A 15,246-nucleotide genomic window follows, 5' to 3' on the forward strand; every position below is an offset into this window, starting at 1 on the left:
GTGTGCGTCTCCGATTACAGGATGATGCGGCGGTAGTCCGCCAGCACCTGGCCCAGGTAGGCATTGAAGCGTGCGGCCGAGGCGCCATCGATGACGCGGTGGTCGTACGACAGGCTCAGTGGCAGCATCAGGCGTGGCACAAACTGCTTGCCGTCCCACACCGGCTTGATCGCCGACTTGGACAGGCCCAGGATGGCAACTTCAGGGGCATTCACGATAGGCGTGAAGTGCGTGCCACCAATGCCGCCCAGCGACGAGATGGAGATGCAGCCGCCTTGCATGTCGGCCGCGCCCAGCTTGCCATCGCGTGCCTTCTTGGCCAGCTCACCCATTTCTGCGCTGATCTGGATGATGCCCTTCTTGTCGGCATCCTTGAGCACCGGCACCACCAGGCCATTGGGCGTGTCAGCGGCAAAGCCGATGTTGAAATACTGCTTGTAGACCAGGGTGTCGCCATCGAGGCTGGTGTTGAACTCAGGGAACTTCTTGAGTGCAGAGACCAGGGCCTTGATCACAAAGGCCAGCATGGTGACCTTGACGCCGCTCTTCTCGTTTTCCTTGTTCGTGGAGACGCGGAAGGCTTCGAGCTCGGTGATGTCGGCTTCGTCATTGTTGGTGACGTGGGGGATCATCACCCAATTGCGGTGCAGGTTGGCGCCCGAGATCTTCTTGATGCGCGACAGGTCCTTGCGCTCGACAGCGCCGAACTTGCTGAAATCGACCTTGGGCCATGGCAGCAGATCCAGACCTGCGCCAGAGCCGCCACCGGCAGGCGCCTTGGCAGCCTGTGCCTTCGTCTGCACGGCACCAGCCATCACCTGCTTGGTGAAGGCTTGCACGTCATCGGCGGTGATACGGCCCTTGTTGCCCGAGCCCTTGACCTCGTCCAGCGGCACACCCAGCTCACGCGCAAACTTGCGCACCGATGGCGATGCATAGGGCATCGCGCCCGAGGGCGGCACGGTGGGGTTGTGGGCGGGAACAGCTGCAGCCGGTGCGGCGACAGGTGCTGCAGCAGGGACAGGTGCGCTGGCAGCGGAAGCCGGCGCAGCTGCCGCCGGTGCTTGCGTAGCCGGTGCGGACGCTGGAGCAGCAGCGGCGCTGCCTTCCAGAATGGCGACCAGATCACCAACATTGATGGTGTCGCCAATCTTGACCTTGAGCTCCTTGACCACACCAGCGGCGGGCGATGGGATCTCCATCGAGGCCTTGTCGGACTCGACGGTGAACAGCGACTGCTCTTCGGTGACGGTATCGCCCACCTTGACCAGCAGCTCGATCACGGCCACATCCTTGAAGTCACCGATATCGGGGACCTTCACTTCGACCGGGCCCGAGGCCGCAGGCGCAGCAGCAGCCTGGGGTGCTGGCGTAGGTGCAGCTGCAGGAGCGGTTGCCGCAGCGGCGGGGGCTGGTGCCGGCGCAGCGGGTGCGGCAGCAGCGGCAGCAGCGGCATCGGCCGCATCGGCCGCTTCGAGCTTGATGATGACCGAGCCTTCGGCCACCTTGTCGCCAATCTTGACGACGATTTCCTTGACCACGCCAGCGTGGCTGGACGGGATCTCCATCGAGGCCTTGTCGGACTCGACAGTGATCAGCGACTGGTCCTTGGCGACGGTGTCACCGGGCTTGACGAGCAACTCGATCACGCCCACTTCTGCGAAGTCGCCAATATCGGGGACTTGAATGTCAATCAATGCCATTGTGGTGTCTCCTGGTGCAATTTAGGCGTACAGCGGGTTGATCTTGTCGGCGTTGATGCCGTACTTGGCAATCGCATCGGCGACCTTTTGCGCGGGCAGCTTGCCGTCTTCGGCCAGCGCCTTCAAGGCGGCTACCACGATGTAGTGGCGGTCGATCTCGAAGTGCTCGCGCAGCTTGCGGCGGAAGTCCGAGCGGCCAAAGCCGTCCGTGCCCAGCACCTTATAGGTGCGGCCCGCGGGGATGAAGGGGCGAATCTGCTCGGCGTAGGACTTCATGTAATCGGTCGAGGCGATCACCGGGCCGGTGCTGTTGCCCAGCTCGGCGGTCACAAACGGCACCTTGGCGGTTTCCAGCGGGTGCAGCAGGTTCCAGCGGTCTGCATCCTGGCCGTCGCGGGTCAGTTCGTTGAACGATGGGCAGCTCCAGACGTCGGCAGTCACGCCCCAGTCGGCAGCCAGCAGCTCTTGCGCAAAGAAGGATTCGCGCAGGATGGTGCCCGAGCCCAGCAGTTGCACGCGCAGGTCGCCGGCGCCACCGGCCTTGCACAGGTACATGCCCTTGAGGATCTTCTCCTCGGTGCCGGGCGTGAGGCCTGGCATCGCATAGTTTTCGTTGAGCAGCGTCAGGTAGTAGAAGATGTTTTCCTGGTTCTGCACCATGCGGCGCAGGCCTTCGTGCATGATCACGGCCACTTCGTGCGAGAAGGTCGGGTCGTAGCTGATGCAGTTGGGGATGGTGCCGGCCAGGATGTGGCTGTGGCCGTCTTCGTGCTGCAGACCTTCGCCATTCAAGGTGGTACGGCCCGAGGTGCCGCCCAGCAAGAAGCCGCGTGCCTGCAGGTCGCCAGCGGCCCAGGCCAGATCGCCAATGCGCTGGAATCCGAACATCGAGTAGTAGATGTAGAACGGAATCATGATGCGGTTGCTGTGGCTGTAGCTGGTTGCCGCAGCAATCCAGCTGGACATGCCGCCCGCTTCGTTGATGCCTTCCTGCAGGATCTGGCCCTTGGTGTCTTCCTTGTAGTACATCACCTGGTCTTTGTCGACCGGGGTGTACTGCTGGCCATGCGGGTTGTAGATACCGATCTGGCGGAACAGGCCTTCCATACCGAAGGTACGGGCCTCGTCCACCAGGATGGGCACCACGCGGGGGCCGATTTCCTTGTCGCGCAGCAGCTGGGTCAAGAAACGCACATAGGCTTGCGTGGTCGAGATCTCACGGCCTTCGGGCGTGGCTTCGAGCACGGCCTTGAAGGTGTCCAGCGGAGGCACGGTGAACTGCTCGTCGGCCTTTTCGCGGCGCTTGGGCAGGTAACCGCCCAAGGCCTTGCGGCGCTCGTGCAGGTACTTCATCTCCGGGGTGTCGTCGGCTGGCTTGTAGAAAGGCAGCTCGGCAATCTGGCTGTCCGGGATCGGGATGTTGAAACGGTCGCGGAAGGCCTTGATGTCCTCATCGGCCAGCTTCTTGGTCTGGTGGACATTGTTCTTGCCCTCACCGACCTTGCCCATGCCAAAGCCCTTGACGGTCTTGACCAGCAAGACGGTGGGCTGGCCCTGGTGGTTTTGCGCTGCGTGGAAGGCAGCGTAGACCTTTTGCGAGTCGTGGCCGCCGCGCTGCAGGTTCCAGATCTCGTCGTCGCTCAGGTGCTCGACCATCTTCAGGGTGCGTGGATCGCGGCCAAAGAAGTTCTTGCGCACATAGGCGCCGTCATTGGCCTTGAACGCCTGGTAGTCGCCGTCGTTGCACTCCATCATGATCTTGCGCAGCGCGCCGTCATGGTCCTTGGCCAGCAAGGCATCCCAGCCCTTGCCCCAAATCAGCTTGATCACGTTCCAGCCGGAACCGCGGAACTCGCCTTCGAGCTCCTGGATGATCTTGCCGTTGCCACGCACCGGGCCATCGAGGCGCTGGAGGTTGCAGTTGATCACGAAGATCAGGTTGTCGAGGTTTTCACGCGCGGCCAGGCCGATCGCGCCCAAGGATTCGACCTCGTCCATTTCACCGTCGCCACAGAACACCCAGACCTTGCGGTTTTCGGTGTTGGCAATGCCGCGGGCGTGCAGGTACTTCAAAAAGCGCGCCTGGTAGATCGCCATGATGGGGCCCAGGCCCATCGAGACGGTGGGGAACTGCCAGAAATCGGGCATCAGCTTGGGGTGCGGGTAGCTCGACAGACCTTTGCCGTCCACTTCCTGGCGGAAGTTGAGCAGCTGCTCTTCGCTGATGCGGCCTTCGAGATAGGCGCGGGCATAGATGCCGGGCGATACGTGGCCTTGGATGTAGAGGCAGTCGCCGCCGTGGTTGTCGCTCTCGGCATGCCAGAAATGGTTGAAGCCGGCGCCAAACATGCTGGCCAGCGAGGCAAAGGAGCCGATGTGGCCGCCCAGGTCACCGCCTTCTGGTGGGTGCAGGCGGTTGGCCTTGACCACCATGGCCATGGCGTTCCAGCGCATGTAGGCGCGCAGGCGTTGTTCGATCTCGAGGTTGCCGGGGCTGCGCGCTTCCTGCTCGGTCTCGATGGTGTTGACGTAGCCGGTCTTGGCGGAGAAAGGCAGATCGACGCTGTTCTGGCGCGCGTGCTCGAGCAATTGCTCGATCAGCGAGTGGGCGTAATCTGCGCCCTCACGGTCGATCACAGCGGACAGCGCGTCCATCCATTCTCGGGTTTCTTGGTCGTCGGTGCGGGTGGGGCCGTTGACGGCTTTTTGTTCGGATGGTTCGGACATGCTCGCGTCTCCTTCAAGTGATCTGCTATGAATGACTGTGCCAGAGTTTCTCACATTTTTTGAAGATTTCAAATAGCGGTCTTCATTTTCATATTATGGGAAATTGCTGCAAACGCACAATCCATGGGCGCTGCAGCAGGATGCATCGGGGACCAGATCAACGATTTGCCCGGCATCAGGGCATGGCCGCCCTGCCCTGGACTACACTCACCCTCCATGAATTCGACCGAGCGCCCCGCCACCCCATCCCCAAACAGCCGTCCTCGTTTGGTGCAGATGTGGCAGACCTGGTGGCGAGGATTGTCACCTTCGAGACAAGATCGCTATGCGGCCATTGCGCCCTTGGTGGCCGTGGTGATGTTTTTCATCGCCATCGTGGCCGCTTTTTGGTACCTGCGCAGCGAAGAGCTCGAGCGTGAGCGTGAGGCCATGCGCCGCGATGTGGAATATGCCCAGCAGCGCATTCGGCTGCGCCTGTCCGAGCGCCAGGAGCAACTGATGCGCCTGGCCCGCGACGTGGGCAACCAGGACGTGGACAAGAATGGCTTCAACGACCGGGCTGACACGCTGATCAGCCAGTACGCCGAGCTGCAGGCCCTGACCTGGATTGATACCGGCCGCCAGGTGCGCGCCACCCAGTTTGGCCCCAGCGTGGCCGCAGAGAACCTGCTCACCGTGGACGAGGTGATCCAGAAAAAGGAGCTGCTCGAGCTCTTTGAGATGGCGCGCGATCTGCAGCAGCCTGTGTTCTCGCAGCCACTGGCCACCAGCGAGACAGCGCCCATGCTGCTGCTGGAGGTCCCCATCAGCCAGAAGGGCCGCTTTGGCGGCGTGCTGCTGGCCGAGTTCTCGATCGACAACCTGCTGCGTTACGGCACGCCCACCGAGATCCTGGCCCGCTACGCGGTGACCCTGCAGGACGGCAAGGGAACCACGCTGGCCGGCACTCCGCTCACCCCACGTGTCGCCGCCCAGCGGCTGCTGCCCTGGCGCGCGGCGCCCAATGAATTCGAGATGCCAGTCGCTCCCGTGGGTAACAGTTTGAAGCTGCGCGCCCAGGGCTACCACACCTCGCTCGGCCTGGTCAGCAACGGCCTGTTCTGGCTGGTCTGTGTGCTGAGCTTTATGACCGCCTGGCTGCTGGTGGCGACCTGGCGCCACACCCGCAAGCGCATACGCGCGCAAGAAGCCCTGCAGGGTGAGACCAATTTCCGCCGAGCGATGGAAAACAGCGTGCTCACGGGCATGCGCGCATTGGATCTGCAAGGCCGCATCTCTTATGTGAATGCCGCCTTTTGCCAGATGACCGGCTGGAGCGAGGAAGAGCTGGTGGGCAAGCTGCCGCCCTACCCGTACTGGCCCGAGGGCGACCAGAGCACCTACCACGACATGCTGATCGACGAGATGAGCGGCAAGGTGTTTCCCGGTGGTTTCCAGATGCGGGTCAAGCGCAAGAACGGCACGATGTTCGAGGCCCGGCTCTATGTCTCGCCGCTGATTGACGGCCACGGCCGCCAGACCGGCTGGATGACCTCGATGACCGATATCACCGAGCCCAACCGCATCCGCGAGCAGCTCTCGGCGTCGTATGAGCGCTTCACCATCGTGCTCGAGGCACTGGACGCCTCGGTGTCGGTCGCGCCGCTGGGCAGTGCCGAGTTGCTGTTCGCCAACAAGCTCTACCGGCAGTGGTTTGGCTCGCAAACCGTGGGCCATTTGCAATTGGTGGCCCAGGCCGGCGTGTTGCCCAGCAACAGCAATGCCAACACCAGCATGGACGATGAAGATGGGCTCATGGGCCTGCCCAGTGACGAGATCACCACTGCTGTCAGCGGCAATGCCGAGATCTATATCGCCGAGCTGGGCAAATGGCTGGAAGTGCGCTCGCGCTACCTCAACTGGGTGGACGGGCGCCTGGCGCAGATGGTGATCGCCACTGACATCACGCCACGCCGCCAGGCCGAGGAGCAGTCCGCGCGCCAGGCCGAGAAGGCCGCCACCGTGAGCCGCCTGGTGACCATGGGCGAGATGGCGTCGAGCGTGGCCCATGAGCTGAACCAGCCACTGTCGGCGATCAGCAACTACTGCTCGGGCATGATCACCCGCGTCAAGAACGGGAGCCTGAGCGAAGAAGCGCTGCTGGGGGCCTTGGAGAAAACCGCCCACCAAGCCCAGCGCGCCGGCCAGGTGATCCACCGCATCCGCTCCTTTGTCAAACGCAGCGAGCCCAACCGGGCGCTGGCCGATGTCAGCGACATCGTCAGCGAAGCGGTGGAGCTGGGCTCGATCGAGCTCAAGCGCCACAATGTGCGGCTTTCGCACCACGTTGCCGCACGTCTGCCCAAGGTCAAGGTCGACAGCATCCTGATCGAGCAGGTGCTCATCAACCTGATGAAGAACGGCGCCGAATCCATTGCCAATGCCGAGCGCCCGGCCCACCAGCGCATGGTTGAACTGCGCGTCGTGCCTCGCAAGATCGACGCCACGGATGTGATAGAGTTTTCCGTTCAAGATACGGGGCGCGGTCTGTCACCCGAGGCTTTGGAGCGCCTGTTCCAGGCCTTCTTCTCTACCAAGAGTGAAGGCATGGGAATCGGGCTCAATCTCTGCCGCAGCATTGTCGAATCTCACCATGGCCGGATGCAGGCTGAGAACCTCTACAATGGGCCGGAGGTGACAGGTTGTAATTTCAGCTTTTGGATTCCGGTGGCCAGCCCCGCGGAGTCGGCTGAATAGCCAGCGCTATACCAATACTGATAGAAGGAATTGTGCATGAGCTTGATCCCCAAAAAGGGCACGGTCTACGTAGTCGATGACGATGAGGCGGTGCGTGACTCGCTTCAATGGTTGCTGGAGGGCAAGGATTACCGGGTGCGCTGCTTTGATTCGGCCGAGTCCTTCTTGGCACGCTACGATGCCCGCGAGGTCGCCTGTCTGATTGTCGATATCCGCATGGGTGGCATGAGCGGCCTGGAACTGCAGGACCGCCTGATCGAGAACAAGTCGCCGCTGCCCATCGTCTTCATCACCGGCCACGGCGACGTGCCCATGGCGGTGGACACGATGAAAAAAGGCGCCATGGATTTCATCCAGAAGCCTTTTGACGAAGCCCAGCTCGATGCCTTGGTCGAGCGCATGCTGGACCAAGCACGCGATGCCTTCGCAGGCCACCAGCAAGCGGCCAGCCGCGATGCGCTGCTGGCCAAGCTGACGGGCCGCGAGTCGCAGGTGCTCGAACGCATTGTGGCCGGTCGCCTGAACAAGCAGATCGCCGATGACCTGGGCATCAGCATCAAGACCGTCGAAGCGCACCGCGCCAACATCATGGAAAAGCTCGGCGCCAATACCGTCGCTGATCTGCTCAAGATTGCGCTGGGCTCCAATGCAGGGGCCAAGGCAACGTGATAAATTAGCGGCCTTCGCGCCCTAAGGACAACGTTCCAACAACGCTTCTCAAAGCGCAATGCGCCGGTACCGGCTTCGGTACGGCGCATTTTTCAATTCCGCGCGCCATGCTGGGGGCTCGCCCGGCTGCTGGACCACGCGCAACCCTTTTTGGATGACCACATGACTGCTCAATTGATCGATGGCAAGGCCCTCTCCCAGCAACTGCGCTCCGATGTCAAGGCGCGTGCCGACCAGCTCAAGGCCAAGGGCATCGTTCCGGGTCTGGCCGTCATCCTGGTCGGTGACAACCAGGCCAGCCAGGTCTATGTGCGCAACAAGGTCAAGTCCTGCGAGGAGTGCGGCTTCCATTCGGTGCTGGAGAAGTACGACGCGAGCATGACCGAGGCGGAGTTGCTGGCCCGGGTCGAGGCGCTCAACAACGACCCGAGCATCCACGGCATCCTGGTGCAGCTGCCGCTGCCCAAGCACATCGACGACCACAAGGTCATCGAAGCCATCTCGCCCAAGAAGGACGTGGACGGCTTCCATGTGGCCAGCGCCGGCGCGCTGATGGTGGGAGAAGTGGGCTTCAAGGCCTGCACGCCCTACGGCTGCATGAAGATGCTCGAATCGATCGGCATGAAGGACCTGCGCGGCAAGCATGCGGTGGTGATCGGCCGCTCCAACATCGTGGGCAAGCCCATGGCGATGATGCTGCTGGCGGCCAACGCCACAGTCACCATCACCCACAGCGGCACAGCCGACCTGGCTGCGATGACCCGCCAGGCCGACATCATTGTGGCGGCCGTGGGTAAGGTCAATGTGCTGACCGCCGACATGGTCAAGCCCGGCGCCGTGGTGATCGATGTGGGCATGAACCGCAATGCCGAAGGCAAGCTCTGCGGCGATGTGGATTTTGACGGCGTCAAGGAAGTGGCAGGCTACATCACCCCCGTGCCCGGCGGCGTAGGCCCGATGACCATCACGATGCTGATGGTCAACACGCTGGAGTCGGCCGAGCGCGCCTGATCTGCCCAAAACCGCCTCGATTCCGCCGCGATTTATCGCGGCGGTAAAACTATGAAAACGATAGCTGTTGGCATCCGCCTTGCCGGTGCCAGCAGCTTTTTTTTGTGCTTAAATGACAGGCAATGATCTCCGGATCGCGATTACGTTCCAAGTGCCAACATGGCATTGATTGCAGGGCGCCAGGCCCCATATACAGCACCATGACCAATCCATTGCTCGATTTCAGCGGCCTGCCCCGCTTTGACCAGGTCCAACCTGAACACATCGCCCCCGCCATCGACCAGCTTCTGGCCGAGAGTGAAGCGGCCCTCAAGACGGTCACAGCGCCCGAGTTCCCGGCGCAATGGAACGAGATCGCCAAGGTGCTCGATGTCAGCACCGAAAAGCTGGGCCGCGCCTGGGGCATGGTCGGTCACCTCAACTCCGTGGCCGATACGCCTGCGCTACGCGCAGCCTACAACGCCGAGATGCCCAAGGTCACCGCCTTTTGGACGCAACTGGGCGCGGACGAGGCGCTGTATGCCAAATACAAGGCCATTGACCCGGCTACGCTGAACAGCGAGCAAAAGCAGGCCTGGGACAACGCGATGCGCAACTTTGTGCTCGGTGGTGCCGAGCTGCAGGGCCAGGCGCGCGAGACCTATGCGCAGCTGCAAGAAAAAAGCGCCATCGCCTGCCAGAAGTACAGCGAGAACGCGATGGATGCGACCGACCAGTTTGCCTACTATGCGGAGCTGGACGAGCTGGCTGGCGTGCCGCAAGACGTGATCCAGGCTGCCCGCGCTGCAGCCGAAGCCGAAGGCAAGCCCGGCTACAAGCTGACCCTGAAGATCCCCAGCTACCTGCCGGTGATGCAGTTTGCCAAGAGCAGCGCCTTGCGCGAGAAGCTCTACCGCGCCTACACCACGCGGGCCAGCGAGTTTGGCGATACCAAGCTCGACAACACGCCGTTGATGGTCGAGATTTTGAAGATGCGCGAGCAAGAAGCGCATCTGCTGGGCTACCCCAGCTTTGGCGAGTTGTCGGTCGCGCCCAAGATGGCCCAGTCCTCCGCCCAGGTGCTGGAATTTTTGCAGGAGCTAGCCAGCAAGGCCAAGCCCTATGGCCAAAAGGATGTGCAAGACCTGCGCGACTATGCCCGCACCGAGCTGGGCCTGGACAACCCGCAGGCCTGGGACTGGGGCTACATTGGCGAGCACCTCAAAGAAGCGCGCTACGCGTTCAGCGAGCAGGAGCTCAAGCAGTACTTTCCGGCGCCCAAGGTGCTGGCCGGGCTCTTTCGCATTGTCGAGACCTTGTTCGGCGTGCAGATCAAGGGCGACCTGGCTCCCGTGTGGAACCAGGACGTGGCCTTCTACCGCATCGAGCGCGATGGCGTGCTGGTCGGCCAGTTCTACCTGGACCCCCCAGCGCGCAATGGCAAGCGCGGTGGCGCCTGGATGGACGATGTGCGCACCCGCTGGCTGCGCCCGGACAACGGCGAGCTGCAAACCCCGATCGCACACCTGGTCTGCAACTTTGCCGCTGGCGTCGATGGCAAGCCGCCGCTGCTGACCCATGACGACGTGATCACCCTCTTCCACGAAACCGGCCACGGCCTGCACCATATGCTCACGCAGGTCAACGAGCGCGATGTCTCCGGCATCGGTGGTGTGGAATGGGATGCGGTCGAGCTGCCCAGCCAGTTCATGGAAAACTTCTGCTGGGAGTGGGAAGTGCTGCGCCATATGACGGCCCATGTCGACACCGGCGAGCCGCTGCCCCGCGCGCTCTACGACAAGATGATTGCGGCCAAGAACTTCCAATCGGGCATGCAGACCTTGCGCCAGATCGAGTTCTCGCTGTTTGACATGCGCATCCACACCGAGCTGTCGGGTGAAGGCATCAATGCGGACGCCATCTATGGCGTGATGCGCGATGTGCGCCGCCAGGTGGCGGTGCTCGATCAGCCAGACTTCAACCGCATGCCCAACACCTTCACCCACATCTTTGCCGGTGGTTATGCCGCTGGTTACTACAGCTACAAGTGGGCTGAGGTGCTGTCGGCCGACGCCTTTGCCAGCTTTGAAGAAGCAGCGCAAAAGCGCGGCAGCAGCGATGTGGTGGACCGCGAGGTGGGCCAGCGCTACCTGCATGCGATTTTGGAAGCCGGTGGCAGCCGCCCGGCCATGGAATCGTTCAAGGCCTTCCGGGGCCGTGAGCCGCAGCTCGACGCACTGCTGCGCCACCAGGGCATGGCCGAGCCGCTGGCGGCCTGACCGGCTCCGGCTGCCGGTCACTCCTTCAGTGCCCGGCAGCCCACAGCCAGCTGCAGTGCTGCGCAGGCATAATGGCGCTACAACAGCTATAGAGAGGGATAGGCATGAAGAAAAAGGCTTTGGGCAGCATGCTCGTTGGCACCGCCATCGCTTGCGCTGCAGGCTTGGCAGGCGCGCAAACGGTGTACCGCATTGTGGGCCCCGATGGCCGGGTCACTTTCTCGGACCGTGCACCCACGTCCGACACCCCGAGTCAATCGGTCACCACCGGCGCCGTCACCGAGCCTGCGGGCACCCGCACCAGTGACCTGCCGCTGGAAGTCAAGCAAGCAGCCACCAAGTACCCGCTGACCTTCTACACCAGCAAGGACTGCGGTGCCTGTGATGTGGCTCGCCGCTATCTGCTGACCCGGGGTGTGCCTTTTGCAGAAAAGACGGTAACCTCCAACGCCGAAATCCAGGCGCTGCGCAAGCTCAACCCCGATGGCACCATCCCCTTTGCCACGCTGGGAAGCCAGCATTTGAGTGGCTTTAATGAAAACGACTGGAGCGCATACCTGGACGCAGCCGGCTACCCAGCCCAGTCCAAGTTGCCCTCCAGCTACCGCCCCGCACCTGCACAGCCTTTGATTCCCAAGGTGATTGCCCCGGCCGCTCCTGCCGCCGCGCAGCCGGCAGACGGCAGTGCCGAGCCAGCGTCGGGTAACCAGAGCGTCGAGCCCGATCGCGTTACGCCCAGCAATCCCACCGGGATTGTGTTCTAAGCAAACGCCATCCGTTTACAAAAAAAATGGCCCGACCCGGTATTAGCTGGATCGGGCCATTGCTTTAAGGCGTGGAGGGCTTGGCGGTTTTAGAACTCCAGCGTTTCCACGCCTTGCTCGGTGCCCAGCAGGCAGACAGCCGCTTTTTGGTGCGCAAACACGCCGACGGTGATCACGCCTGGCCACTGGTTCACTTCGGATTCAAAAGCGGCAGGGTCGGCAATCGCCAAACCGGTGACATCGAGGATGTGCTGGCCGTTGTCGGTGACCAGCGGCTGGCCATCCTTGAGGCGGACGGTCGCATGGCCACCCTTGGCAGCAAAGCGGCGGGCGATCTGGGCCGCAGCCATGGGGATGACTTCCACCGGCAGCGGGAAAGCGCCCAAGGTCTTCACCTGCTTGGAGGCGTCCGCAATGCAGATAAAGCGGTCGGCAAGCGCCGCCACAATCTTCTCGCGCGTCAAGGCCGCGCCGCCGCCCTTGACCATGAAACCCTGGTGGTCGATTTCATCGGCGCCATCGATATAGACCGCGAGGCGCTCGACCTCGTTGGCATCCAGCACCGGGATGCCCAGCGCGCGCAGACGCTCGGTGCTGGCCACGGAGCTGGAGACAGCGCCCGGGATCTGGTCCTTGATGGATGCCAGCGCATCAATGAACTTGTTCACGGTGGAGCCCGTGCCCACGCCTACGATTTCTCCGGCAACCACATATTGCAGTGCTGCGCGGCCAACCTCGGCCTTTAATTCGTCTTGTGTCATGGTAGTGCGATCAGATCAGCGAAAATACAGATAACGCCTTGATTATCCCATCCCATGTCCCTGATCCCCTATTCCCTCCCCCGCGCCGTTCTGTTTGGCATGCAGCCCGAAGCTGCCCACGACTTCACGATGGACATGCTGGCCAAGGGCCAGAACACGCCGCTGGCCTGCGCCTGGCGCCAAAGCCGGGTGAGCGACCCCATCACGTTGGCGGGGCTGCAGTTTCCCAACCGGGTGGGCATGGCAGCGGGCCTGGACAAGAACGCCCGCGCCATCGATGGCCTGGGCGCCATGGGCTTTGGCTTTGTCGAGGTGGGCACGGTCACGCCGCTGGCGCAGCCGGGCAACCCCAAGCCGCGCATGTTCCGCATCCCCGAGCGCGACGCGCTGATCAACCGCCTGGGCTTCAACAATGAAGGCCTGGCCGCTTTTGTCGCGAATGTGAAGAAGGCCCAGTTCCGCAAGCAGGCATCACCGCTGCTGCTGGGCCTCAACATTGGCAAGAATGCGGCCACGCCGATCGAAAACGCCACCAGCGACTACCTGCAGTGCCTCGATGGTGTCTACCCCCATGCCGACTACATCACGGTCAACATCAGCTCGCCCAACACCAAGAACCTGCGCGCACTGCAAAGCGATGAGGCGCTCGATGCACTGCTGAGCGCGCTCGTGCAGCGCCGCGAGCAGCTGGCACGCGAGCATGGCAAGCACAAGCCGGTGTTCTTGAAGATTGCCCCCGATCTGAGCGAAGAGCAGGTCATCGTGATTGCCAACAGCCTCAAGGCCCATGGTATGGATGGCGTGATTGCCACCAACACCACCATCAGCCGCGATGCGGTGCAAGGCCTGCAGCATGCAGAAGAAACCGGTGGCCTATCGGGCCGCCCGGTGTTCGAGGCCAGCAATGCCGTGGTGCGCCAGTTGCGCGCAGCGCTGGGTCCGCAGTTCCCGATCATTGGCGTGGGCGGCATCTTGAGCGGAGCCGACGCGGTCGAGAAGATCAAGGCCGGCGCCGATGTGGTACAGATCTACACGGGCCTGATCTACCGCGGCCCAGGCCTGGTCACCGAGATTGCGCAGGCGCTGAAAGCGCAAGGCGGCCGGCGCTGATTCAGCCATCGGAACCCGCAACAGGCCAGCGCATGCGCTGGCCTTTTTTGCGCTCACCTGCTGCGCCGATGCGTCCAAGCGCCTCGCTCAGGCCGCAGTTTTCAAGCTCGCCAAGCCCAGCTTGGCCAGCAGCTTGGCGTCGCTGTCCGCCTCCGGGTTGCCAGTGACCAGCAGCTTGTCACCATAGAAAATCGAATTGGCGCCCGCCATAAAGCACAGCGCCTGCACCGCCTCGCCCAGTTGCTGGCGGCCGGCGGACAGGCGGATGCGGGCCTGGGGCATCACAATGCGCGCCACGGCAATCACGCGTACAAAATCCAGCGGGTCCAACGGCTCGCTGTCAGCCAGTGGCGTGCCGGGAACGCGCACCAGGCTGTTGATGGGCACGGACTCGGGGTAAGGCTGCATATTGGCCAGTTGGGCCAGCAGCGCGGCACGGTCCACCGGCGTCTCGCCCATGCCGACAATACCGCCGCAGCACACGCGTATGCCTGCGGCACGGACATGGCTCAGCGTATCGAGCCGCTCCTCGTATTGGCGGGTACTGACGACATCGCGGTAGTAGTCCGGTCCTGTGTCCAGGTTGTGGTTGTAGTAGTCCAGTCCGGCATCGCTCAGCGCCTGCGCCTGGTGGGGTGCCAACATGCCCAAGGTGGCGCAGCTCTCCAGGCCCAGCGCCTTCACCGCCGCAATCATCGCGCTGACCTGGGCAATATCCCGGTCCTTGGGCGCACGCCAGGCCGCGCCCATGCAAAAGCGGCTGGCACCTGCCTCCTTGGCTGCTTGCGCCGCGCGGGTGACCTCGGCAAGGTCCATCAGCTTGCCCGCCTGGACGCCAGTGTCGTATGCCGCAGATTGTGGGCAGTAGCCGCAGTTTTCGGGACAACCGCCCGTCTTGACCGAGAGCAACGTGGCCAGTTCGATATCGCCGGCCGGCCAGTGCGCGTGGTGCACCGTTTGTGCATGAAGCATCAGCGCCATAAACGGCATCTCAAACAGGGCCTGTACCTGCGCTACGGGCCAGGGATCTGCTGCTGTCGCTTGTGGGATCGCAGCCGCCTGTGGGTGCCAATGCAAAGCCGACGTGGTATCGGATGTGTAGGGTGTGTACGGTCCGGACATGGGAAAGCTCCTCAATCACTACCCGGTGCGGTATGCCTGGGTATGGCACTTATTGTGTCCAATGCCAGGCCGCATCGGCCCCATGCATAACCGCCTGTTCCGGCCCTGCGTGGCAGATTTGCTGCGCCGTTAACTTAAGGCGCTGTTGCAGGTGCATTGCCAGCATGAAGCACACAGATTACCGCAATGTCTGCCAATATGCAGTCAACTGCTCGTATTGTACGTTGACCAGAAGGCTACGCCGCCGCAACAAGGCATGCAGATAGCTGCAGATAAGGTGCCAGGAAGGCTGGCAGATGCTCCTCTTGGCCCTAGCCGTCCTCCCTTGGCCCCATTCGCCAAATACCACTGGCAGAATTTGGGAGCTTATTGACGCGGGAGCCGT

At 62.5% G+C, this 15,246-nt stretch carries 10 protein-coding genes; 6 read left to right on the forward strand and 4 right to left on the reverse strand.

The features are described 5' to 3' along the window. Positions 1-14 precede the first annotated feature (14 nt). Positions 15-1,703, reverse strand: a complete 1,689-nt coding sequence (aceF, locus tag DCO45_RS09965) for a dihydrolipoyllysine-residue acetyltransferase (RefSeq protein ID WP_116925692.1) — start codon at positions 1,701-1,703, stop codon at positions 15-17. Positions 1,704-1,724: 21 nt separating this feature from the next. Beyond that, positions 1,725-4,430, reverse strand: coding sequence for a pyruvate dehydrogenase (acetyl-transferring), homodimeric type (aceE, locus tag DCO45_RS09970; protein WP_116925693.1), 2,706 nt, complete (start codon positions 4,428-4,430; stop codon positions 1,725-1,727). Positions 4,431-4,646: 216 nt separating this feature from the next. Between aceE and DCO45_RS09975 the strand changes: the two genes are divergently transcribed. From DCO45_RS09975 to DCO45_RS09995, 5 genes are all read left to right on the forward strand, one after another. Then, on the forward strand, positions 4,647-7,166 hold the full coding sequence (locus tag DCO45_RS09975) for a PAS domain S-box protein (protein ID WP_116925694.1): 2,520 nt from the start codon (positions 4,647-4,649) through the stop codon (positions 7,164-7,166). Positions 7,167-7,202: 36 nt separating this feature from the next. After that, complete coding sequence (locus DCO45_RS09980) at positions 7,203-7,835, forward strand: response regulator transcription factor (protein ID WP_116925695.1); 633 nt, start codon at positions 7,203-7,205, stop codon at positions 7,833-7,835. A 162-nt stretch (positions 7,836-7,997) separates the two neighbouring features. Next, positions 7,998-8,846 (forward strand): bifunctional methylenetetrahydrofolate dehydrogenase/methenyltetrahydrofolate cyclohydrolase FolD, encoded by an 849-nt coding sequence (gene folD, locus DCO45_RS09985; RefSeq protein WP_116925696.1) that lies wholly within the window; start codon positions 7,998-8,000, stop codon positions 8,844-8,846. Between the two features lie 200 nt (positions 8,847-9,046). Further along, a complete protein-coding gene (locus DCO45_RS09990; protein WP_116925697.1) occupies positions 9,047-11,104 on the forward strand; it encodes a M3 family metallopeptidase in 2,058 nt (685 codons plus the stop codon). A 104-nt stretch (positions 11,105-11,208) separates the two neighbouring features. Beyond that, entirely contained in the window at positions 11,209-11,868 is a 660-nt protein-coding gene (locus tag DCO45_RS09995; RefSeq protein WP_232539344.1) for a glutaredoxin family protein, read from the forward strand. A gap of 89 nt (positions 11,869-11,957) precedes the next feature. Here the strand turns inward: DCO45_RS09995 and rpiA are convergent, their stop codons facing one another. Then, positions 11,958-12,629, reverse strand: a complete 672-nt coding sequence (gene rpiA / locus DCO45_RS10000; RefSeq protein WP_116925698.1) for a ribose-5-phosphate isomerase RpiA — start codon at positions 12,627-12,629, stop codon at positions 11,958-11,960. A 54-nt stretch (positions 12,630-12,683) separates the two neighbouring features. On the opposite strand from rpiA, the gene DCO45_RS10005 reads away from it, so the two are divergent. Next, positions 12,684-13,739 carry a quinone-dependent dihydroorotate dehydrogenase gene (locus DCO45_RS10005; RefSeq protein WP_116925699.1) on the forward strand — a complete coding sequence of 352 codons (1,056 nt, stop codon included), beginning with the start codon at positions 12,684-12,686 and terminating at the stop codon, positions 13,737-13,739. A gap of 87 nt (positions 13,740-13,826) precedes the next feature. On the opposite strand, the gene bioB is transcribed toward DCO45_RS10005, so the two are convergent. Continuing rightward, positions 13,827-14,861, reverse strand: a complete 1,035-nt coding sequence (gene bioB, locus DCO45_RS10010; RefSeq protein ID WP_116925700.1) for a biotin synthase BioB — start codon at positions 14,859-14,861, stop codon at positions 13,827-13,829. Between the last annotated feature and the right edge of the window lie 385 nt (positions 14,862-15,246).

This window comes from Comamonas sp. JNW, from assembly GCF_003105075.1.
Lineage (GTDB): Bacteria > Pseudomonadota > Gammaproteobacteria > Burkholderiales > Burkholderiaceae_C > Comamonas > Comamonas squillarum.